This window comes from Paraburkholderia phytofirmans OLGA172 (genome assembly GCF_001634365.1).
Lineage (GTDB): Bacteria > Pseudomonadota > Gammaproteobacteria > Burkholderiales > Burkholderiaceae > Paraburkholderia.
In genome coordinates this window covers 2,158,206-2,181,343 of record NZ_CP014579.1, presented here as the reverse complement: position 1 = coordinate 2,181,343, position 23,138 = coordinate 2,158,206, and the positions used below count along the sequence as shown (strand labels likewise).

The following is a 23,138-nucleotide window of genomic DNA, read 5'->3' as shown; positions in this document are numbered from 1 at the left end:
GCTTTCGCTTCGCTGGACGCGCTCGCTCACTACATGGCAGGCGCGCCTCTGGCGAAGCGAGACTGATCACAGTGTTTCGTCGGCCAGCTTGCTCCAGGCTGGATGCGAAATATCATGATAATCGGCGATGTGGAAATCGTGCCTGACAAACGCCCTGTTCTGGCCTCAAATCAACCTTTCAAACTAGGGTCGCGGGCATACGAGTTGCTTGAATTACTGGCGAGCGCGCACGGAGACGACATGAAACCGGGCCACATGCGGGCCCTGTTTCATGAATCGACCGATTGCTTAACCAATGCGAGCGGCGTGCGCGCGGCCGCTCGCCAGATAGTGAATTAACGCAATGAGGGGGAACGCGGTGGCGACCCCGGCGACCAGCGGCCAGCCACCGTGTTCATAGAGCGTGCTTGCGAGCGCAGAGCCGAAGGCGCCGCCTACAAAGATGCTGGTCATATACAGCGCGTTCAGACGGTTTCTGCTCGCGGCATGCAACGCATAGATTTCCCGTTGCCCCAGCACCATGTTCATCTGTACGGCGAAATCGAGGACGATGCCGGTCGCGACGAGCCCCGCTACGCCCCACGCCGGATGGATCAATGCCGGTGTGTAGGCGAGCGCACCCACGACGAGGGCAATCAAGGTTGCGCGCACTGTATGACCGGCGTCGGCCAGCCGCCCGGCAACCGGTGCCGAGGTCGCGCCGATCGTACCGACCAGCGCGAAGATGGCGATGGCGGTTTGCGAGAGCCCATAGTGCCGGGTCAACTCGATGGGAATCGCGGTCCAGAAGAGACTGAACGAAGCGAACATCAGCGCCTGATACAACGACCGATGGCGCAGAACCGGCATGTTGCGGACCAGGTGGCCGAGCGAACCGATCAACTCGAAGTAGGTAGCCTTGTGATCCGGCTGCCGGCGCGGAATGGTCAGCGCGAGCATGCTGGTGACGATTGTCATCACTACGGCAGCGGAACCGAACACCGCGCGCCAGCCGAAATGTCCGGCGATCATGCTGGAAATCGGCCGTGACAGCAGAATGCCGAGCAGCAGTCCGCTCATGATGGTGCCGACCACCTTGCCGCGCGTTTCGTCCGGTGCGAGATGAGCGGCGAGCGGGATCAGGATTTGCACGGCCACGGAGCTAAATCCGACCAGCAGCGAGATCAGGAGGAACCAACCCGGCTGGCGCGCGAACGCCGCGGCGGCGAGACTCACGATCGACACCAGCGCGGTGGTGATCATCAGCTTGCGGTTCTCCAGCAGGTCACCCAGCGGTACGAGAAAGAACAGGCCGAAGGCGTAGCCGATCTGCGTCAATGAAACAATCAGGCTCGCCGTGCCGCCGGACATGTGGATGGCCGGCGCGATCAGTTCGGTAATCGGTTGCGCATAGTAGAGATTCGCGACGATCGCGCCGCAACAGAAAGCGAACAGCGCGATCAGGCCGCTGGTCAGCTTTGCCGGACTTGCACTGCCGGCAGTGGTGGACGTCTGGGTTGACATGAGAACTCCCTGAAATCAGAAAATGGATAGACGTGGACTCGAACGTGAACTCAGCGAGCAGCCGATCACGACGGCATGCGGTTTTTCGAGTGGTCTCACGCTGCTCTCCGTTGGACAGCCGAACGTAGTGCATGGGCAAATACAGCGGGTGGCTGCGCACCGCTAATGAGCTCGCCCTCTACCACGATGGTAGGAACCGATTGAATGCCAAGCCTGTCTGCCTGGTTGCGCGCCGCGTTGATTTCCTGATTGCCCGTCGCGCTCAGAAGATACGCACGCACCTGATCCGCATCGAAAGCGTGTTCGGCAGCGATAGCGACCAGCGTATCGAGCGAACCAATGTCGCGGCCTTCCGAGAAATACGCGCCGTAGACGGCTTGATAAAGCGCTGCAGTCTTCTGCGGTTCATGACGATCTTGGGCGAACTGCATCAGACGATGCGCGAGGCGCGTGTTCGGCGTGCGCAGCACCTTGTCGTAGTTGAACTGCGCGCCTGCGCTCAGTCCGGCGGCCGCGACCTGCGCGTCCATGCTTTGCGAGCGGGCCCAGCTGCCGAATTTGCGGGTTCGATAGCTGCGCCGCTCCGCGCCTTCGACCGGCATCGATGGATTCAACTCGAACGGCACGTAGTGGATTGAGACGGCCGCGCCGACACCCGAATCAGCGAGCGCTGCCGCGAGATTCCGTTGACCGATCCAGCACCACGGGCATATGAAGTCGTAATTGACCTCGACCTGAATGGCTTTCATGTTGCGCCCCTCACTAGGTAACGGACACAGCATATTCGTTGCGGGAAATTTACTGAATAGGTCTAAAATGCAATCCCGCATTGCGTCTGGCGCAACCAAGCCATCGTTGAGACCATCCATTGGACAAGCTCCTCGCCCTGAATACGTTGCTGGAAGTCGCTGACGCCGGCGGCTTTTCGAAAGCTGCCCAGCGTCTGGGCGTGGCCACCTCGTCGGTCACGCGTCTAATGGATTCGCTGGAATCCTCGTTGGGTACCGCGCTTCTGACCCGAACACCGAGAAAGGTCAGTCTCACGGACGCCGGCATTGCGTACGTCGAACAGGTCGGCAAGGTGCTCGACGATCTGGCCGAAGCCGACGAGAGTGTGTTCGATAGCGGCGCGTCGCCGGTCGGCGCACTGCGCATCGCGGTGCCGTCGACATACAGCAGGCTACGGCTCGCTCCGCACCTCGCGGCGTTCCTGTCCGACAATCCACGCGTGTTTCTCGATGTTGTCGTCGCCGATCACTTTGCCGATCTCGCGCTCGACAGAATCGACGTTGCGATACGAATCGGGCTGCCCAACCGCGACGCCAACCTGATCGTCAGAAAGCTGGCGGACAATCCGCGTTATATCGTTGCCAGCCACGACTACCTCGAACGCAGCGGCGTGCCGCAAACGCCGCAAGCACTCGATGCGCACGAGTGCTTGCGCGTGGCGTACGGCGGCGGCTATCGGACACGCCAGATCTGGACCTTCCGCCGTGAGGCCGCGGAGGAGCAGACTGAAGCCCGCGTTGAGGTGCGTGGCCACCTGTTGTCGAACAGTCTCGACATCCTGCTTGAAGCCGTGCTGGCGGGACGCGGCGTCGCATTGCTGCCCGAGTGGCTGGTTGCTGCCGAGATTCGCGCGGGACGCCTGATGCGCCTGTTCGAGAACTTCGATGCGAGTCCCCATAGCGGCGATGCAACTGTCTACGCGGCGTATCTGCCTAATCGCCGCCACTCCAGCAAAGTGCGAGCCCTCGTCCAGTTTCTCGAAGCGCGGCTTCACACTTCGCAGGAAGGCTGAGCCACGGCGCACTCGCGCTTCGCAAGGGCCGCCTCCCGCCAAATACAACGCAAGCTCATGAATCCGGCAAGTTGAAGTGTAGGAATGCGGCAGACATAAAGCCCTGCAAAAAATATGAAATGTTCTGAGCAGGCGTTCGCGTTGGACTGGGGCCAGTTCAGTCGCGATGCGCCAAACGGGTGCTTCTTTTAAGAACGATTAAGGGCTTTGCCAAGGACTCTGCGAAAAGCCGTCGATAGACTGGATGTCAGCGTTTCTCGCACTTCAGTGCAAGTGCGACATGTGTCCCCATGTTCACTAAATATTTAGGACGCACAAAGCCATGGCAAATCCGAAACTTGAAGTCCTGACACCTGCAAACTCGCAGATCATCTTCATCGACCACCAGCCGCAAATGGCCTTCGGGGTCCAGTCCATCGACCGTCAGGTACTTAAAAACAACGTAGTAGGACTCGCGAAGGCAGCGCGGGTGTTTAACATTCCTACCACTATTACGACAGTGGAATCCGAAAGTTTTTCGGGATATACGTACCCCGAGTTGTTGGACGTGTTTCCAGGGCACAAAGTGCTCGAACGCACGTCCATGAATTCGTGGGACGACCAGAAGGTTCGTGACTCGCTTGCTGCAAACGGCCGGAAAAAGGTCGTGGTGGCAGGTCTGTGGACAGAGGTTTGCAACAACACGTTTTCGCTATGCGCCATGGACGAAGGTGACTACGAAATCTATATGGTCGCCGACGCGTCGGGCGGCACGTCGAAGGAGGCGCATGATTATTCGATGCAACGCATGATTCAGGCCGGCGTGATTCCGGTGACCTGGCAACAGGTGCTGCTCGAATGGCAACGCGATTGGGCGCGCAGAGAGACTTACGACGCAGTCATGGCGATTGCCAGAGAGCATTCGGGTGCGTATGGGATGGGTGTCGACTACGCCTACACAATGGTGCACAAGGCTCCCCAGCGCACGGCGGGGCCGCACGCGGTTCTGGCAGCGGTGCCTGCAAAGAAGTAAACAGTTGCATGACGTCTCGTCCGGCGGGGCGGCTCGAACATGCGGGTCGCGTCTACCTCGGATCCATTGAGCATCGACCGGCACGAACGTGCCTGTCGATGTGGCGGGATTCGAGGTCAGTGCATCGGTATCGTGAATTCCGCATGCCGGCTGCTACCGGTTTTTGAATGCTTCATGGAAGCAATCGCGATGAGCGACCCGCTCCCCATGAATAGCTCCGTGCGTGAAAAGCGGAGCGCTCCCTATGAGGATCGCCATGACTTCCCATACTTCCGCGCCGACGCCGGCTGACGTTGTCTTCTTCAACGGCAAGATTGCCACCCAGGACGACAAGCGCTCTTTTGCCGATGCGCTCGCCGTCGCGAACGGCCGCATTATCGCTTCGGGATCTCGTGACGCCGCGATGCGGCACGTGAACGACAACACGCGGCAGGTCGACCTTAAAGGTCGCACCGTCATTCCCGGTCTGAACGATTCCCACCTGCACATCATTCGCGGCGGGTTGAACTTCAACATGGAGTTGCGCTGGGACGGCGTGCCGTCGCTCACGGACGCGCTCGACATGCTGCGCAAGCAGGTGGCCCGCACGCCGGCGCCCCAGTGGGTGCGCGTGGTGGGCGGCTGGAACGAATTCCAGTTCGCAGAGCGGCGCGCTCCGACGCTCGAGGAAATCAACGCGATTGCGCCGGACACGCCCGTTTTCATCCTCCACCTGTATGACAGCGCGCTGTTGAATGCGGCAGCGCTGCGGGCCGTCGGCTACACGAAGGACACGCCCAATCCTCCAGGCGGCGAGATCCAGCGCGACAAGCGCGGCAATCCAACAGGCATGCTTATCGCGCGGCCGAACGCCGGGCTGCTGTACGCCACGCTGTCGAAAGGCCCGAAGCTCGCGCCAGATGATCAGCGAAATTCCACCCGGCACTTTATGCGCGAGCTCAACCGCCTCGGCGTGACGAGCGCGATCGACGCGGGCGGCGGCTATCAGGCCTATCCGGACGACTACGCCGTCATTATGGACATGGCGAAGCAAAACGAACTGACCGTGCGGATTGCGTACAACCTGTTCACGCAAAACGCCAAAAAGGAGATCGAAGATTTCGCGAAGTGGGTGAAGATGACGAAGCCCGGCGAGGGCGACGATTTCCTGCGCGTCAATGGTGCCGGCGAAATGCTGGTGTTTTCGGCCGCCGACTTCGAAGACTTTCTCGAACCGCGGCCGGATCTGCCGGACACGCTCGAAAACGAGCTGGAAGCCGTCGTGAAGCTGCTGGTGGCGAACCGCTGGCCATTCCGTCTTCACGCGACGTACAACGAGTCGATCGAGCGCTTCCTGAATGTATTCGAACGCGTGAACTCCGAGATTCCGTTCAACGGGCTGCGCTGGTTCTTCGATCACTGCGAAACCATCACGCAACAGAATATCGACCGTGTGCGCGCGCTCGGCGGTGGGATTGCGATTCAGCACCGGATGGCATATCAGGGCGAATACTTCATCCAGCGATATGGTGAAGAGGCCGTGAAGCGCACGCCGCCTATTCGCCACATGCTCGATGCCGGACTGCCCGTCGGCGCGGGAACGGACGCTACGCGCGTCGCGAGTTTCAATCCATTCGTTTCACTCTACTGGATGGTGTCGGGAAAAACGATCGGTGGCACGGCAATGTATTCCAGCGAGAACCGTCTGGACCGGATGGAAGCGCTGCGCCGCTACACGGTAGGCAGCGCATGGTTCTCGAACGAGGAAGAGCGCAAAGGCGCGCTGGTGCCCGGCCAGTTCGCGGATTTCGCGGTACTCAGCGAAGACTACTTTACAGTCGAGGAGAGCCGCATCAAGTTCCTGACCTCGGCGATGACGGTGGTGGGTGGGAAGGTTGTGTATGCCGATGATGAATTCGCCCCGCTCGCCCCGCCCGACCTGCCGGTCAGCCCCACGTGGTCACCGGTCGCGGAATTCGGTGGCTATAGCCGTTACAAGCCGACCGCGGTGGCGTGCGTGGATGGCTGTGTGAATCTGTGCGGCGTACATGCGCATGCACATGGTTGGGCGTGGCGTAAAAACGTGCCTGTCAGCGATTCGAATGGCTTTTGGGGCGCACTGGGTTGTAGCTGTTTCGCGTTCTGATATCCACGGGTTCGTTCCACGAAGCGAGCGAGGACCACCATGCCGACCTTGACCGACGGTGTACTGTTTGGCACGGGCATACTGATCCTCGATTTCGTTGCCTGGCGCTTCATGGACCGGAAAAGCGATCAGATGCGGCTCGCTTTTCGTGGGCTCATGTTCGGGCTTTCGAGTTACGTGCTGTTCAGCTCGGGGATGAATCCGCTTCGCGCCGCGCCTAGGGCGGACGAGCCCTTGCGCCATCTGCTCGCGCAAGTGTTGGAGTTGGTGTGGTGGCTCCAGGGTACCCGTCTTGCAACCATCTTGCTCGATCGTCTCGTGTTGCCCGAAGCGTGGCACAAAGAGCGTCTGTTTCAGGATGTGTTCGGTGCGCTGGTGTTTCTGGCAGCAGCCGTTGGTGCCGTAGCGTTTGTGTTGCAACTTCCGGTCCGTGGCCTGCTCGCCACCTCCGGAGCGCTCGCGATCGTGCTCGGCCTTGCGATCCAAAGCACCCTTAACGACGTGTTTTCCGGTGTCGTGCTTAACGCGACTCAGCCGTTTCGCCTAGGCGATTGGGTCACGATCGGCGAGGTCGAAGGGAAGGTCGTCGAGAGCAACTGGCGCTCGACGAGCCTGGTTAACGGCCAGGGCAACATCGTCGTGATTCCCAACAGCGTGGCGGCGCGGACCAATATCGTCAATGCGAATCAGCCGTCGCATACTCACGGCATCAGTGTCGTCCTGCCCGTCAAGCCGTCGATCAGGCCGGCGCTCGTGCTGGAGGCGCTCGCCAACGCTGCCGCCAGTTCAGATGATGTCTTAAGCGAGCCCAAGCCGCTCGTGAGCGTACGTCGCGCGACGAACGATGCGATCGAGTACGAGATCGTCTGCTATGTCGATGAGTTGAGCAAAAAAATCGATGTACGCAACGATCTCTTCGATCTCGCGCACCGCCATCTGCTGTCGCGCGGTGTCGTCTTGCGACCTCTGTCCGTGGCGGAACCTGCTATCGAAAGCGTGGATGAGAAACACCGCCTGCTGCGCAATGTGATGATTTTCCGGACGCTCGAGGACGGCGAAATATCGGAACTAGAAGCGAAGCTGACGAAGCATGAGTTCGATACCGCTGAGACCATTTACGCCGCAGCAGATGAGAACGGCCACGAGTTGCATATTCTGGCGCAAGGCGTGGCGAGAGTGAGCGCGCCAAAGGATGAGGGCGAGATCGAACTGCGAAGGCTCGCGCCAGGTGATTCGATCGGCCAGTCAGGCATCCTGGCCGGCGTCAGGACGGATGTGATCGTGCGTGCGCTGACCCGCGCCACCGTATTCCGGCTGGACAAGACCGCGTTGACGCCCATCCTTGCGCGACGCCCCGAGGTCGTAAAGGAAATGTGCCGTCTGCTTTCCGAACACCATGCCACCCACGAGATGCTGCTTGCATCGCCAGTCAATATGGATCAGACGTCTGGCGGGTTGCTGCAATGGATGCGCGACGGCGTGCGGCGGCTCCACGAACTCACCATTCGAGCGGATCAGCGCAAATGCCCCGTTTATTAAGAGTTTTAAATATTCGCCGCAGTCTTTATCGATGAGTTCACTACGTTGCATGGGACAGTCGGCGCGCCGCATGCGGTCTGCATCACGCACAACGGGTCCTGGACGTCACCCGCTTGCGATGCGCTTCCGGCTTGCAGATCGATGCTTGCCGCAGGGGACGTCTGACACGGAGGGGTGACATGACGACAACCATTGCCGGAGTCGAGATTCCCGACAGTGCGATGACCCGGGCAGCAACCAATCAGATTCGCGGCACGACGTCTGTGTTGATGTTCCATCATGCGCTAAGGGTGTTTCTGTTCGGCGCGTTGACCGGCTATCGTGGGAATCTGACATTCGACGAGGAGTTGCTCTACGTCGGCGCGATGTTTCACAACGCCGGTTTGAATGTGCAACACCAACGTTCTGCATACCGGTTTGAGGTAGACGGTGCGAATGCGGCACGTGAGTTCCTGCGGCAGCACGGAGCCGCCGAGAACGTGATCGCCGAGGTATGGGAGGCGATCGCGTTGCATACGACGCCGGGCATTCCCGAGCATATGTCGCCGCTCGTCGCGCTGGTCAGCGCCGGGGTGCAAATGGATGTACGCGGCGCCGGCTACGACGAATTCACTGCACAACAGCGCGACGAAATACTGCAAGCCTATCCGCGCGAATGCGGGTTCAAGATGAAGATCATCGAAGCCTATGCACGTGGCATGGAGCATCGTCCGAAGACGACGTTCGGCACGGTGAACGCCGATGTACTGGATCGATGGGACCCGAACTATCGCCGGTTGAATTTCTGCGGACTGGTGCTGGGGTCGAACTGGCCGACTTGACGCGGTGCGCCGCGAAGTACAGGCGCCTGCCTTCGCGGCGGGTACCAACAGCGGACGCGAACCGCGTGCGCGATGAAGTGGTAGTGATTAAAAGGACAATCAGAATGGGCTACATCATTTCCATGGGAGTTGGCTTCGCGGTCGGAGTCCTCTACTGGTTACTCAAGGTGCAGTCGCCAGCGCCGCCGCTGATCGCGCTGGCCGGGCTGCTCGGCATGGTGTTGGGCGAGCACGCCATTCCGGTCGTCAAGGCCCAGCTCTTCGCGCAGACGTCGACGGCCCAGATTGCCGAGCCCATGAAGAGCGCTGAAGCAAAAAAACCGGTGGTCCCGGGCGCGACGAACGAGGGCGGCTGATATTGCTGGCGCATGTCGATCGTCTTGTGGGGAATCGCACCCGGCTCCGATCGGATATTGATCATTCAAAGATGGCTAACCCTGCGGCCATCTGGTCACTGATATCGATCAAACCTCGATCTGCCTGCGCAAGCTGTCGCCACCTAACGGCATCTGACGCAGACGCTTGCCAGTTGCATCAAACAACGCATTGGCGAGCGCACCTGCGGTTGGCCCCATCGAGGCTTCGGCACTGCCGAGAAACGGCATGCCGGGTCGGTCAATCAAATGTACCTTCACGCTGGCGGGTACTGCGGAGAAGCGCAGGATCGGATAGCTGCTCCAGTCAAAGCTTCGGATCTGTTTCGTGTCGAATTGCAGTTCTTCGTATAGTGTCCAGCTTGAAGACTGGATGATGCCGCCTTCAATCTGGTTGCGGACACCATCCGGATTGACGATCTGACCACAATCGACAGCGGCGACGGCATGCTCGACGCGCACCATGCCGGTTTCCCGCTCGACGGAAAGCTCGAGCGCAATCGCGACGTAGGCCATCAGATTCTTGTACTTACCAAACGCAAATCCCACGCCACGCCCAGACTGACGCGGCGGCCTCGGCCAGTCGAATTCCTTCGCCGCGAGCCGGACCACATCCTGCGCACGCGAATCCTGAAGATGTTTCAGGCGAAACTCGATAGGATCCATATGAGCGGCAAATGCCAGCTCATCCATGAAGCTCTCGATTGCAAACACATTGGTGTGCGCCCCCAGCGAACGCATGGCCGATGTGGACAGAGGCATTGTCGGCGAGAAGTTGTTCATCACGTGCACGTTCGGCAGCGTGTATAGCGGGATCGCATTGCGGTCCCCACCGCCTTCGGGCTGCACCATCGGCGTGGAGGGAGCGGATACGAATGGTTTGGCCAGCAAGGTGGCCGGCACAAGCCGTCCCGCGTTGACGATCCGCTCGTTATGGGAGCTGCTCCACAGTGCGTAATCCCAGTTGACGATATTGTTTTGCGCGTCAAGTGACGCGCTGACCTCGGTGACCATCGCGGGCGTGAAATGGTCCCACGTATGCTCCTGATCACGCATCCATTGCACGCGAACCGGCTGTCCGGGCAACGCCACCGCGATCAGTGCTGCGTGCGCGGCTGCATCGTCGGCGCCATTGTGCCCGTAACAGCCAGAGCCTTCGGTATGGATGCAGCGGATCTTTTCCTTCGGTATCGAAAGCATCTCCGCCAACCCGTCGCGCAGTGGATATACGCCTTGGGAGTGGGTCCATACCGTCAGTGTGTCGTTCTCGAACGCCGCGACCGAACATGACGGGCCGATCGAACCATGCATCAGATAGCGTTTGATATAGGTGGCGCTCAGAGCCTTGACCGGCTGCGCCGCGGGGGAATGCGCGTTAGCGATCTCGATCTGTTGAGTGGCAATTTTCTTGAGTTCACTGTGGACGGTATTGGGATCGGGCAGTGGGCGACCGGCGCTCCATTTGCTGCCGGCCGAGAGAGTCCGTTGCGCGAGGACCGCCTGCCATTCGCCTTTTGCCACCACGGCCAACATATTGCCGTTTCTGACGACCTTGACTACACCGGGCATTTTCGCGACCTCGGCTTCATTGGTGTCCAACAGGTTCGCTTGATAGGCCGGCGGCAGCACCACGCGCGCGTGAACCATGTTCGGCAGGTGCATGTCCTGCACGTAGCTCGCACCGCCAGTAAGCTTGCCTGGAATGTCCAGACGCGGCAGCGAAGTGCCGATCACCTTGAAAGTGTGCGGATCTTTTAGCGGCGAAGTGGGTGAAGCCATCCGATGCAGGTCGACGCTTTGCACGGCCTCGCCATAGGTCACGCGGCGTCCGTCTGGCGCGACGATGACGGCGTCTTTGACGACGAGCGTTGCGCTATCGACACCGAGGCGTTGCGCGGCCGCATCGACCAGAATGCCGCGCACCTGGGCTGCGGCATTGAGCAGCGCGGTGCCACTGTCGGCGATCGTATGGCTGCCTGCCGTCAAGCCCTCGTCCGGCGAGAGGCCCGTGTCGGCGGTGAGGAACGTGATGAGCGACGGCGCCATGTTCAATTCTTCAGCGGCCACTTGCAGTAAGGCCGTGCGTACGCCCGTGCCGAGCTCTACCTTGCCGGTGAAGACCGTCACCTTGCCGTTGGGCGAGATCTTGATCCACGCGTCGAGCAACGGATTGGTCTTCAGGCTACCGGCGAGCACTTCGGTTTTTTTGCCGATATGCACGGCTTTGCCTTCATCAGCAATGACTTCCTGGGCGAGTGCGCTCACACCGGGAACTAGGCTGAAACCCACCGCGAGGGCGCCGGACAGCATGAAGCGGCGGCGTCCCTCGTCGACTTGATCGTCGTGTGCGCTCATTGCGTGACTCCTTTACCCGATGCTGCGCCGGTCGAGGCATTTGCTTCCCCGCCTTCGGGAAGTCCGGCCACCTGCCGGATCGCCGCCAGAATGCGCATATGGGTGCCGCAACGGCAAAGGTTCGGTTCCATGTGCTCGCGCAGTTGCGCTTCGGTGGGACGCGGCGTACGGTCGAGGAGCGCCTGGGCGCGCATGATCATCCCCGCGATGCAATAGCCGCACTGCGCAGCCTGGTGTTCAACAAAGGCCTTTTGTAGGGCACCCGGATGTTCGATCGTGCCCAGGCTTTCGATGGTTCGAACCGCACGATTGCCGATAGCCGATACGGGCAACAAGCACGAAAATACCGCCCGATCATCGACAATCACCGTGCACGCGCCGCATTGTCCGAGGCCGCAGCCGAACTTGGCCCCGTGCAGTTGCAAGTCATTGCGCAGCGCGTAGAGCAGTGGCGTCGACGGATCGATGTCTAGGGCGTGCTGCACGCCATTCACTGAGAGCTGGATCATCGCGTCTCATTCTCCTTTCTGACCTTCGATACGGTGTCCTTGACCGCGTCCCATTGGACGCGCGTCGAGTAACTCGAGCGTAGATAGGTCGCCAGATCGGCAAGCTGGTCGTCGCTGAACACTTCGCCGAACGGGGGCATGTAGTTCAGTGCCTCCTCACCGTGCCAAGGCACACCGCCCATCATCATCTGGATCGCATTGCGCGGGGTAGCCGCGTTGACGGCGGTACTGAACGCAAGACCGGGCCGCGTGCCGATGGTTTGCATCGGCGAGCCGCTGCCGTGACAGGACGCGCAGGAGCCGTTGAACAGGATCGCGCCGCGCTGGGCGCTCGCTGACTGGGCATCCTGCGTGGCCGCAGCGGTTCTCTCGACGGCGGCCACGGCCGGCTTCTGAATCGATAGAAGATAGGTGGCGATCGCCTCGACGTCCTGTTGCGGCACCGTGGCCAGGTCGCGAGTCACCGGCAGCATCGGGCCGGCAGCGGCGCCGTGCTCGCTGGCGCGGCCGGTGCGCAGGTAGGTCACCAGCTGTTCCTGGGTCCACGGCTTCACAGCATTGCTCAACTGATTAAGCGGCGGGGCTTCCCAGCCATCGACCTGACCGCCATCAAACGCCTGGCCGGATTTCTCACCGCCGATTACGTTCAACGGAGAATGGCAGGCGGCGCAGTGTCCCAGTCCGTCGACCAGCAAATGACCCCGGTTCCACTCGGCGCTCTGCGATGCGTCCGCTGCGTGTTCGCCGGACCGCAGGAACAGCACATTCCAGAACGCCACCAACGGCCTGAAATTGAGTGGGAAGATCAGCTTGTTGTCGGGCGTCGTCACTTTGACCGGATCGCGGCTCATCAGGTACGCATAGGCCGCCGCGATGTCGTGGTCCGACATCCTGGTGAAGTGGATGTACGGAAAGGCAGGGTAGAGTTGATGACCGTCGCGCGCGATGCCACGACGTAGCGCTCGCGTAAAGGCTTCCTGCGACCACGCGCCGATGCCCGTCTCAGGGTCCGGGGTGATATTGGTCGCGTAGATAGTCCCGAATGGCGTGGCAAGCGGCAAGCCGCCGGCAAACGGCTTTCCGCCCCTGGCGGTGTGGCACACCGCGCAGTCGCCGAGCGCCACCACGCGAGCGCCCTCCAGTTTGAGTTGGCGGTCGAACGAGGAAGCAGCAGGGGGTTGCACCTCAGCGAGGCGGGGCTCCCACATGATGCCGACTGCGACGGCGCATGCCACTACAACAGCGGCAATTGCCGCGAGAATCATCGGCTTGCGAGTCATCGCAGCACCTTCCGCAAAAAAGGAAATTCCATCAGAGTCGTTGCGGACGCCCGACGGTCAAACGCACGGATGTGCACGGACTATTTGCCCGCCGGATCTTGCCCCGCGTTGAAGTGAGTGCCGTTGTGAATGGCTAATCCGTGTGGCCCAATTGGATAAAGCATATATAGGTCGTAACCAAAAGTCCTGTTGGATGCCTTAATAAAAATTAAATCCCGTGGTCTTCTCAAAGTGACGCATAGTCAAATTCATTGGTCGCGTCAGACGGGGAGACGGTAGCATCGGGTCGTTCGGTTTCTATCCGGCGCAGATGGGTTCAAGGCGTGGGAGCTCGTCGCAACAGTAACGTCAACGCGATGCCCCCTAATGCGCAAGCCGCCGCGAGCCGGTAATTGTCCGCGAGTGAAAGGGTTGTTGCCTGAACGCGAACGGCTCGATCCAGTAAGGCGATCGCACCGGCGGGCACCTCAGCAGTATTTCCGTTTAACGTCGTACCGAATAGCGAACTCTGTGCGGCCAATCGCTCCAGGGTCTCGCTGCTGAATAAATTGACATGCAGGCCGAGCAGGTTTGAGTGGATCTGCTCCATCACACGCTGAGTCACCGCGATGGACGTGGTGCCCAATTGGCCGCTGAAGAGGCGGGTGGTTTGCACAACCGCACCGAAAGTCAGCGCGTGTTCGGCGGTGACGTGTTTGGCGAAGAAGTAAATGATCGAAGTGAGTGCCATTGTCTGGCCAAGCGCTTGCAGCAGCTGCGACGGGATGAAGTTACCTTCTGCCCAGTCGGGCGTGAGTTGCGTTCCGAGGCCAAAGGCGAGGGCGACTGTAGCAAAGCCAATGGCGATGACGCGGCGTGCGTCGAGGTGGAGCAGCATGAACGCAACGCACGGAGCGAACAGTATTTGCGGTACGGCGACCCAGCGCAGCGTGTCGCCGACCTCGAGCGGTCGCAGTCCGTGCACGCTGGCGAGAAAAATGGATGGGATGAAGCTTGTGTTCAGGACTGTGAAGCGGATCAATCCGACCAACATCACCAGGAGCGCGACGTTAGGTTTTAGCAGGTACGAAAGGGCAATGCCGGGCGCTTCCGTCACCAGTTCACGTAATACAAAAGCCGCCAGCAATACCGTACCCAGGTAAAGCATGCCGGTGATGAACAGTGATTGAAGCCAGAACAGGCGTTCACCCTGATCCAGCGCGACGAAGAGGCAAGCGAAGCCGCTTGCACCAAGCAGCATGCCGGCATAGTCGCTGCGCGCGGGAGTTTGCCGGATTGCTTCGTTGGGCACCGACATGATCAGGCATAGGATGAAAGGGATGGTGAGCGCGGCGTTTTGCCAGAACAACCAGTGCCAGCTGAGATGCTCGCTATACCATCCTTCGAGCGTGGCGGAGATGTTAAGCGACATTTCCAGGTTCATGGCGTATGCAGCAATGCCAAAAGGAATCAGCGTGGGCGGAAGACTGCGGACAATGAAGCCGACAGTAATCGGCACGAACACGCCGGAAGCGAGCCCCGCAAGCGCCTGGATAAAGATGAAGCACGCAAAATTGGTGCTGAGGGGCAGAAGCGTTTCAGCGACCATAAAGATGACCGCGCCGGTTAGTAATACACGCCTCGTCCCGAGGACGAAGGCAGCCCAAACTGCAATAGGTCCGATGAACATCTGCGATGCGGTAAAGGCTGTGTTGATCCACGCACCTTCATCGAATCCGACGCCGAGCGCGCCGCGGATATCGGCGAGGCCAAGCGACGTAATGCGGGATGTCAGTGTTGAAATCATGGCCCCGAGCAGAACGGCGGCGATCGCAGGAAAAGGGCGCGAATTCGGAGATTGCAAAGGTGCGCGCGAGGCGGTCGAATCCAGGGTGCTCGAACCGCCCGGAATGATCGTGGGATTCATCAACCGACCCGCTTTTTAATGTCAGTAGGATTCCGTATCATACAGAAAAGATAAAAATTCTGGATGTTGGAAGGAGTGGCTTCGCATTGGACAAGTTCAGTGACGAGCAGGCACCGTCTCGACCGCCAAAAGGGATCCCCCGTGCTCGGGCCGGCCGAGTTGCGTTGCTGCTCGCCGGGCTGTCCGGCAGCGGAATCGCATATTTGGAGAGCCAGGTCACCCGCGCCAGTGCGAGACCAATGGGGTAAAGCGAGCACGTACGGGCAGGCGGGATCGCCGGCCCGTACGGATGTCGATGACCAGTATTAGTGACCTTCGCTGGCGCCAAACATCCTTTTGACATAGATCAACCCGAGGCCATAGCCCCTGCCTTGTGCGATGGATGTGGGTTTCGCCGCGTACCCAGTCGCTTTGCAGTTCGACCCGATAATGGAGCGAGGTCATAGGACATGCGCCCAACGAGATCATCTGCGCCATCGCACGCTCGTGCTCCAGACTGCGTTGTCTCAGCCGCCAACCAGCGCAAACAGGGTATAGCGGCCGGGGCCCGCGATTGCGATCGTGCCGAACAGAACCAGCAGCATCCACGCAAACTGAGCTTGCTGAGGCGTCCATTCCGGATGCACGCGCACCAGCGCGATAGCTGTGAGGACCATCAACGGCAGCGCTGCAAAACGGGTGAGGAGGCCGGCAATCACAAAGAGGGGACACACCACCTCCGCGAAGATCGCGAAGCAGATCGTCAGCGTCTTACCGAGATGAAACGGGTCTTCGATCGCCGCCGCTTCGCTCGTGAAGTGCCTCAACTTGGGCAAGCCGTGGATGATCATCACCACGAGACTCGCCCCGATCCGCAAATACAGCAGACCCAGATCGGTGGCGCTTGCGGTGAGTTGAGCCAAAGTTACTCCCATTGTCGATCGTCCCCGTATCCGGCATTAAAACGCGAAACAGCTGCACCCCAGAGCGCCCCAGAAACCGTTGGCGTCGCCGGTCGGTACGTTGCTGCGCCAAGCCCACAAATGTCCGTGGCCGTGTGCGCCGCACAAATTCGTGCAATCGTTGACGCAGGCGTTCAGCGAACCAGTCGGCGACTCCGCCGACGGCCGATACCGGCTGTGGCCGCCAAACCCGCCGACTACACGCGTGCCACGAGGGTTAATGGTTCGCGAGCAGCATCTAGGCCAGAATACACGTTACTCAATTCGAACCCTTAAAGCCATGAAACTGGCCTGAAATCTTATTAAGCGCCACGGGCAAGCGGAGCCTCCGTGCGGACTGACTCCGGTCTGAAGCACGGCACGCCGTTACGGCGCCAGCGACTCAAGCCGTGCGTCGCAAGAAGGTCACCGAAGCGATTCTGATGCAATCGGTGTCCCGCTCAGGGTAATTGAACGTCGTCGAACTTTTCCAGTAGTTAGGGTTAACTGGGACACGTGGTCCAACGTATTGTCGCTGGCGATCGCCGTCGGCGATACGGACTTCGAATCCCGAGCCTTGTCGGGGGCTCTGGAATGCGCACCAGTACGGCGGTGAAGCGCACGACGTGCTTCTGCTCACCCACCGCTTCAATACGCGTGCACAGCAGCACGGCGATACGACCAATAGGGTGATCGGGCGCCGTATTGAAGGCATCGTGCTGCATTCCGCAGGAGAACAGGCAGCGGCCCGCGAGCAGCTTGAAGGAATGCTTAACACTTATGTTCCTGCCGTGCACCGCTGGAACACACTCGGTTTCCGGATTGATCATGGCATCGTCGCTCGCGCGACACTGGCGCGGGTCCTGTGGGTTCAAGGGGAGACGGAGCGGGCATTGCGGCTGGCTGAGACTACCGCCAAGGCGGCCGAGGACTACGCACATGAGATGGTGACGTGTTATGTGCTGGTCGAAGCGCTAGTGCCGATCGCGCTCTTGATGGACGAACGCGATATCGCGGCCAGAGCGCTCGCGAAGCTGCGGGACATTTCTTCCCGGGTGGGCTTTTCGGTCTGGCTGAGTGCCTGTTCCTGTTACGAGGAGTATCTGTTTTCCGTCATGGCGGGTGAGCATCGGCAACGGCTTGCCCAGTTTCGTTTGGCGATCGACAAACTACGCGAGACGGGTTTTCTGGCGCCGTTGACGTTTCTCCTTTGCCGGTTCGCGCAGGCACAGGCGGATTGCGGACGTTTTGACGAGGCGATGACGGCGATCAACGAGGCGTTGCGACATTGCGAGCGGACCGGGGAGCGTTGGTACTACGCGGAGATTTGCCGGGTCAAGGGCGTGATCGTTCAGATGACAGGAGGGGGCGGCGATGCAGGAACGTGGTTTCGGGCCGGGTTGGAATCGGGCCGCCGACAAGGTACGGGGGCTCTCGAGCTACGCGCTGCGGGCGGCCTCGCGAACGGGCTTGCCGTGGAGGGGCGGCTAACCGACGCACTCTCACTCCTGCTGCCTGTGCGCACGCGCTTTCCTGAGCTTCAGGGTTGCTGCGTGGCGACGTGGGAGGCGTCGGTTGCCTCCTGCCAGCCGCCACCCAGCGCTTTGTAAAGCGCGACGAGCGCAAGCGCCGTATCGCGATCGCTTTGCGCCAGCTTGTCGTCGGCGGCGTACAACGAGCGTTCGGCGTCCAGCACGGAGAGGAAGTCATTGAGCCCCTGCCGGTAGAGCCGCGTCGCGATACACACAGCCTCGCGGTCGGCGGTGACCTCGGCAGTCAGCCGCTCATGCCGCACTTGTGACTGCGCATAAGATACGAGCGCAGTCTCGACATCGCGCAACGCTCCGAGAACTGTCCGCTGGTATACGGCCGCGGCTTGATCGGTCCGCGCCTCTTCGGCGCGCATCTCGAAGCGGACCTTACCCGCATCGAATATGAGCCAGCTGATGTTCGGACCGATCGAGAAATAGCGGCTCGGCGCGGTGAGAAACGTCGATGCGTTCAGACTCTCCAGCCCCGCAACGCTAGTCAGCGAGAAGTGCGGATAGAGATCGGCCTGAGCGACGCCGATACGGGCGTTCGCGGCGGCAATCCGGCGTTCGGCCGCCCGGATATCCGGCCGGCGGCGCAGAAGGTCGGACGGGAGGCCGACAGGCACGTCTACGACTGCCAAAGGAATCGCTTGTGGCGTATCCAGTTGGGCAAGCAGTTGTTCCGGCGGATGCCCGATCAGCGCGCCAATGTGATAAATGGACGCGCGTTCGTCTGCCTCGGATGTCGGGACGGCGGCTTCCGTATCGGAGACTTGAGCCTGCGCACGCAGTACATCGAGGCGCGACGCGAGGCCCGCGTCGAACTGCGACCGGGTCAGCGACAGCGAGTCATTCTGAATGGACAAAGTGTTGCGCGCGACGGCCAGTTGCCGCTGCACGCCGCGTAACTCGATGTAGTTGCGCGCGACCTCCGCGAGCAATGTCAACTCGACGTCGCCAAGGTCGGCTACGGTGGCCTGATACGACGCATCGGCTGCCTCGACGCCGCGACGTTTGCCGCCGAATACGTCGATCTCCCACGAAGCATCGAAACCGGCCTGCCATAGATTGCCGTTAGCGCCCGGACCGAGGCCGCCGGGCGGCACGCCAACCGGCACATTGGCGCTACCATGCGTGCGATCGTATTTGGCGCCGACGTCGGCGGTTGGGTATTGGTCTGCTCCGGCGATGCCGCGCAAGGCTCGCGCTTCGCTTATGCGCGCCTGGGCAACGGCCAGGTCGGGCGCGGATTGCAGCGCGTCGGCCATCAACGAATCGAGCGTTGCGTCGCCAAAGCTTTTCCACTAGGCGTCGTCCGAGGTTTGCGGTCCTTTGACCGCGCTCGTTGCCGCTCCGGTATGTTCCGTAAAGCTTGCAGGCATCGCTGGCTTTGGCGGCACATAGTCGGGCCCCATGGTGCAAGCCGCGAGGAGTCCAGCCGATGCAGCGACGGTAGCAGCAAGTATGGCGATACGCCGTCGCCGCGCATGATGATGGCTCGCCGGCTGCGCTGCTGCTAGTTCCCGAAGCCGAGCCATGCCGGGCGCTCCCTGACGAAGATTTCCGTTTCGACAGACATGCCTGGCGAGATCAATTTAAGGGCTTCCCCAGGGTTGTCGAGTTCGATTTTCACCGGCACGCGCTGCACCACCTTCACGAAATTACCCGTTGCATTTTCCGGTGGTAGAAGCGCGAAGTGCGAGCCGGTCCCGCGCTGGATGCTGTCGACATGGCCGCGCAGCCGCAAATCCGGAAACGCGTCGACGAGGATCGTGACTGACTGGCCGGGTCTAACGTGGGTCAATTGCGTTTCCTTGTAGTTCGCAATCACATAGAGCTTGTCCGGGACCACCGACAATAGCGTTTGTCCGGGCTGCACAAAGTTACCCTGTTCGACGCTCTTGTTTGCGACGCTGCCGGACTCGGTTGCATAGATCTTCGTGTACGAGAGGTTGAGCGTCGCTTGCGCGAGCATGGCTTGAGCCTGAGCGACCGAAGCCTGGGCCGTTTTCACCTGGGCGCGTGCAAGCGTCGCTTGCGCCTGTGATGCATCGACCTTGACCTGGGCCGCAGTCACGGAAGCCCGTGTCCCGTCAGCGGCCGCCTTCCCCTCATCGACGCGCTCCGATGACACGGCGCGCACATCGGAGACGGATTGCAGCCGCGCCAGATTGGCGACGGCCAGTTTCGCATTCGCGCGGGCAACGTCAAGTTCCGCCCTTTGCTGGCCGATATTGGCGTCGGCCACCGCGACCTGATTGCGCGCCTCCTCCAGCTTGCCAACGGTCGCTGCGACATTGGCGCGCGCCAGATCCACCTGAACGACATAGTCGCGCGGGTCGAGTTCGACGAGGAGATCGCCGGCTGTGACCTTGCTGTTGTCGTTGACATGAAGGGTTTGCACATAAGCCGGGACCTTGGGGATGACCGAGACCAGATGCGCGTCGATATAGGCGTCGTCTGTCTGCTTCTCGTACAGGCCTGGCACCAGAAAATACGCGGCGATCGCCAGCAGGACGATCAGCGCAAGCAGGCCGAGGATCAGCCAGCGTCGATTGTCAGGCAGCGGGGGCGCCGGAGGCGCAATCGCGGAGGGCGGCGTGGGGGCCGGCTTTTGAACCGGTGGCGCTTCGCTCATCGCTGCCTCCGGTCGGGCGAGTGGATAGGGTTTGGAACAGACAGGGTTTGCATGGCCGCGCTCCTTATTTTTTGACTACCGGGGTCGGCGGAATGATGGGGACGAGGCACAGTGCGATGACACCGACCGCCGCCATGAAGGCGAAAGCGTCCGCATAGGCGAGCGTGGCCGCCTGGTGCGCGCCTGCTTCGGCGAGAATTCTTACCGCTGCGCGCTGGCTCTCGAATGGAGAATAACCGCCGCGCGCGACCAACGTTGCGCTTACCGACGCGAGCCAGTCTTGCGTACCTGGATTGTCATGGCGCAGATGTTCGAACAGGCGCGATGAATGAAGTGTCTCGCGATGCCCGATGAGAATGGTCAGCAGCGCGACCCCGAGCGACGCGCCGAACTGCCTGAAGGTCATGTAAAGGGAGACGCCGTCGAGCAGCTTGTTCTGCTCGATTCTCGCTACCGTGCCGCTGCCCACTGCGGGCAACAATGGCGACAGGCAGCAGGCGTAAAGAATCAGCGGAACAACGTAGTAATAGCCGGGTGTGTCCGTCGTCAGCAGCCGATTGAACAGGACCATCGACGCGATCAGCATGACGAGCGCAATCACGATCGTTTTGCGTTGGCCGATTCGCGCGATAAGACCGACCATGAGCGGCCGGATGGCCGCCGCGGTCAACGCATAGACGCAAATGATCTGTCCGGTCTGGGTCGCGCTATGGGTATGGGTTGAAAGATTGCGCAGAAACTCGGGCAGAACGAACAGGCTGCCCGACAGGATCATGCCGGTGAAGACAGCAATCAGCGCGGACGACAATACGTAGCGGTCACGCAGCAGACCGAGCCAGAGGAGCGGCGTTCGATTCGCCGGACTCGCCTGCCAGACAATGAAGAGAAGCAGAGCCGCACCGCCCGTCCAGGCTAGCAGGCGAATATGGAAGGATCCGAACCAGTCGTCGATTTCACCGCGGTTGAGGATGATCTGAAGCGAAATCAGCGCCGTTGCGAGGAGGACAATACCGAGCCAATCGGTTTGGATCACGCGGTCGGAGGCGGGGGGCGGAAGTGTCGGAAAGTAGCGGGCCAGCAGCCATATCGCGCCGGCCGCGTACAACAGATTCGGCAGAAAGATCAGCCGCCAGTTGAAATGGTCCGTGATATAGCCGCTGACCAGAAGCCCCGCAGCGCTGGACAGATAGAGCAACGTGGATGCCTTCATCAATGACGGACTGCGCTGGGGTTTGGGCATCAGTACGTAGATGCTCGCGCGCCACCATACGACCAGGCCGGCCCCGGCCAGCCCCTGGATGGCGCGCCAGATCAGCATCGAGTCGAGATTCGGGGATATCGCACAACCCATCGATGCGATCGCGAACACGACGATGGTCGAGATTAGGAAGCGTTTGTAGCCGTAGTGCCCGGCCATCCAGACCGAGACAGGTACGCCGAGAAACAGCGCGCAGCTGTAGACCGTCAGCAGCCAGCTTGCTTCGTCTGCCGATACGCCTAGCGTGCCGGTCAGATCGGCCAGCACCAGGTTCATGCTGTCGAACGTATAGAACTCCATCCCGGTCGCGAGACCAAGGCCCATGAGCAGAAGGCGCGTATGCGCCGGCGACATGGTGAGTGCCGCCATGGGCGGAGGCGAAGGCGAAGCCGGCATCGAGGTCGGCAGGGCAGTGTCACTCATTGCAACGGCCTATCCGTATTTGACAGGTGGCGATCACGTGACGAGCCGCAAGACCACATGCATCACCGCGGTGACGAGAAGCAGCGTAATCACGGCTGCCAGATAGAGACCGCCGAACCAGCTCAGACGTCGCGCGCGGGGGCTCATGTTTCCCATCCCGCCTCGGGCGTCTTGCCGCGAAACGTGCTGTAAGCGAAGGCAGAATAAGCCAGCACGACCGGCGTGACAATCAGCGCGCCCACCAGTAGGAAGACATGGCTGAGGGTCGACGATGCGGCAGCCCAGAGCGTGAGACGGAAAGGCACGATGTCCGGGAAGATGCCAAAACCCAGGCCCGCCAAGCCCAACACGAACAGAGCCAGCGCCAGAAAGAACGGACGTCCGTCGACGCGGCCGCCGATCGCCCGCAGAAGGGCGGCAGTCGTGGCGGCAAACAGAACGGAGATCACGGTCAGCGCGATCGTGTGCGCCGCCCAGGCCGTGCGGATGCCGGGTTGAACCCACGCGGCAGTGGCACAGGTCGCGACCGCGAGGCAAACAAAGGCCGGCGCCGCCAGGCGCAGGCAGCGCTGCGCAAATTCACGCAGCGGTGCGGTCGCCTTCAAATGGAGCCAGCCGGCGCCAAGGACAACATAGCCGGCGAGCAAGGTGATGGCCGTCAGCGCGGGGAAGGGCTGGAAGACATCGAATACGCTGCCGCTGAAATGCTCACCATCGACGGCCACCCCCTGGATGAGTCCGCCGACGATCACCCCCTGCATGAGGGCGGCCACGATCGAGCCGACACCGAACGCAACATCCCAGAAGCTTCGGCCGTGCTCGACCTGATAGCGGAACTCGAACGAAACGCCGCGCAGCCCCAGCGCGAGCAACATGACGATCAGCGGTATATAAAACGCCGGAAGCAGCACGCCATAGGCGATAGGGAAGGCGGCGAGCAGCGCCACACCGGCCATGATCAACTAGGTTTCGTTGCCGTCCCAGGTGGGCATGATCGAATCGACCATGCGGTCGCGCAGCCGTTCGTCGGACTGTGCAAGGAGCAGTGCGCCCACGCCCAGATCGAAGCCGTCCAGCAGGACATAGAGCAACAGTGCGAAGGCGGTGAACAGCGCGGAGAGCAACGGCAGATTCATGGCGGG

At 60.9% G+C, this 23,138-nt stretch carries 17 protein-coding genes and 2 pseudogenes; 7 read left to right on the top strand and 12 right to left on the bottom strand.

Annotated features, from left to right (window positions below; translation table 11 throughout):
- Positions 1-288 precede the first annotated feature (288 nt).
- Together AYM40_RS29710 and AYM40_RS29705 are read right to left on the bottom strand one after the other, a co-directional pair.
- The gene (locus AYM40_RS29710) at positions 289-1,503 is read right to left on the bottom strand and encodes an MFS transporter (RefSeq protein WP_063499637.1); all 1,215 of its coding nucleotides are present in this window, start codon (positions 1,501-1,503) and stop codon (positions 289-291) included.
- Positions 1,504-1,598: 95 nt separating this feature from the next.
- The gene (locus tag AYM40_RS29705) at positions 1,599-2,252 is read right to left on the bottom strand and encodes a DsbA family oxidoreductase (RefSeq protein ID WP_063499636.1); all 654 of its coding nucleotides are present in this window, start codon (positions 2,250-2,252) and stop codon (positions 1,599-1,601) included.
- Positions 2,253-2,371: 119 nt separating this feature from the next.
- On the opposite strand from AYM40_RS29705, the gene AYM40_RS29700 reads away from it, so the two are divergent.
- From AYM40_RS29700 to AYM40_RS29675, 6 genes are all read left to right on the top strand, one after another.
- Complete coding sequence (locus tag AYM40_RS29700; RefSeq protein ID WP_063499635.1) at positions 2,372-3,304, top strand: LysR family transcriptional regulator; 933 nt, start codon at positions 2,372-2,374, stop codon at positions 3,302-3,304.
- 322 nt (positions 3,305-3,626) lie between these two features.
- On the top strand, positions 3,627-4,316 hold the full coding sequence (locus AYM40_RS29695) for a hydrolase (RefSeq protein WP_063499634.1): 690 nt from the start codon (positions 3,627-3,629) through the stop codon (positions 4,314-4,316).
- Positions 4,317-4,572: 256 nt separating this feature from the next.
- Positions 4,573-6,441 (top strand): amidohydrolase, encoded by a 1,869-nt coding sequence (locus tag AYM40_RS29690; protein WP_063499633.1) that lies wholly within the window; start codon positions 4,573-4,575, stop codon positions 6,439-6,441.
- A 39-nt stretch (positions 6,442-6,480) separates the two neighbouring features.
- Positions 6,481-7,980, top strand: coding sequence for a mechanosensitive ion channel family protein (locus tag AYM40_RS29685; protein WP_063499632.1), 1,500 nt, complete (start codon positions 6,481-6,483; stop codon positions 7,978-7,980).
- Between the two features lie 179 nt (positions 7,981-8,159).
- On the top strand, positions 8,160-8,801 hold the full coding sequence (locus tag AYM40_RS29680; protein WP_063499631.1) for an HD domain-containing protein: 642 nt from the start codon (positions 8,160-8,162) through the stop codon (positions 8,799-8,801).
- 104 nt (positions 8,802-8,905) lie between these two features.
- Positions 8,906-9,157 (top strand): DUF1427 family protein, encoded by a 252-nt coding sequence (locus tag AYM40_RS29675; protein WP_063499630.1) that lies wholly within the window; start codon positions 8,906-8,908, stop codon positions 9,155-9,157.
- Between the two features lie 108 nt (positions 9,158-9,265).
- Here AYM40_RS29675 and AYM40_RS29670 read toward each other — a convergent pair whose 3' ends face one another.
- From AYM40_RS29670 to AYM40_RS42835, 6 genes and pseudogenes are all read right to left on the bottom strand, one after another.
- Positions 9,266-11,530, bottom strand: coding sequence for a xanthine dehydrogenase family protein molybdopterin-binding subunit (locus AYM40_RS29670; RefSeq protein ID WP_063499629.1), 2,265 nt, complete (start codon positions 11,528-11,530; stop codon positions 9,266-9,268).
- Positions 11,527-12,039, bottom strand: coding sequence for a (2Fe-2S)-binding protein (locus tag AYM40_RS29665; protein WP_063499628.1), 513 nt, complete (start codon positions 12,037-12,039; stop codon positions 11,527-11,529). The genes AYM40_RS29670 and AYM40_RS29665 overlap by 4 nt, the downstream gene beginning before the upstream one ends.
- The gene (locus AYM40_RS29660) at positions 12,036-13,319 is read right to left on the bottom strand and encodes a c-type cytochrome (protein WP_063499627.1); all 1,284 of its coding nucleotides are present in this window, start codon (positions 13,317-13,319) and stop codon (positions 12,036-12,038) included. The genes AYM40_RS29665 and AYM40_RS29660 overlap by 4 nt, the downstream gene beginning before the upstream one ends.
- A gap of 316 nt (positions 13,320-13,635) precedes the next feature.
- Positions 13,636-15,225 carry an MFS transporter gene (locus tag AYM40_RS29655; RefSeq protein ID WP_063499626.1) on the bottom strand — a complete coding sequence of 530 codons (1,590 nt, stop codon included), beginning with the start codon at positions 15,223-15,225 and terminating at the stop codon, positions 13,636-13,638.
- 506 nt (positions 15,226-15,731) lie between these two features.
- A complete protein-coding gene (locus AYM40_RS29650) occupies positions 15,732-16,139 on the bottom strand; it encodes a DoxX family protein (protein WP_063499625.1) in 408 nt (135 codons plus the stop codon).
- A 24-nt stretch (positions 16,140-16,163) separates the two neighbouring features.
- Positions 16,164-16,364, bottom strand: a pseudogene (locus AYM40_RS42835) (amidohydrolase); the annotation flags it as partial.
- Between the two features lie 407 nt (positions 16,365-16,771).
- Here AYM40_RS42835 and AYM40_RS29645 point away from each other — a divergent pair.
- Positions 16,772-17,755, top strand: a complete 984-nt coding sequence (locus AYM40_RS29645; RefSeq protein WP_063499624.1) for a hypothetical protein — start codon at positions 16,772-16,774, stop codon at positions 17,753-17,755.
- On the opposite strand, the gene AYM40_RS29640 is transcribed toward AYM40_RS29645, so the two are convergent.
- The 4 genes and pseudogenes from AYM40_RS29640 to cydB form a co-directional block, all read right to left on the bottom strand.
- Positions 17,686-18,945 carry an efflux transporter outer membrane subunit gene (locus AYM40_RS29640; RefSeq protein ID WP_082855387.1) on the bottom strand — a complete coding sequence of 420 codons (1,260 nt, stop codon included), beginning with the start codon at positions 18,943-18,945 and terminating at the stop codon, positions 17,686-17,688. The genes AYM40_RS29645 and AYM40_RS29640 overlap by 70 nt on opposite strands.
- Before the next feature lie 248 nt (positions 18,946-19,193).
- Positions 19,194-20,315: an HlyD family secretion protein gene (locus tag AYM40_RS29635; protein WP_063499623.1), complete on the bottom strand. Its 1,122-nt coding sequence runs from the start codon at positions 20,313-20,315 to the stop codon at positions 19,194-19,196.
- A 64-nt stretch (positions 20,316-20,379) separates the two neighbouring features.
- A complete protein-coding gene (locus tag AYM40_RS29630) occupies positions 20,380-21,996 on the bottom strand; it encodes an MFS transporter (protein WP_236720989.1) in 1,617 nt (538 codons plus the stop codon).
- Positions 21,997-22,139: 143 nt separating this feature from the next.
- A pseudogene (gene cydB, locus AYM40_RS29625) lies at positions 22,140-23,132 on the bottom strand (cytochrome d ubiquinol oxidase subunit II).
- Positions 23,133-23,138 lie beyond the last annotated feature (6 nt).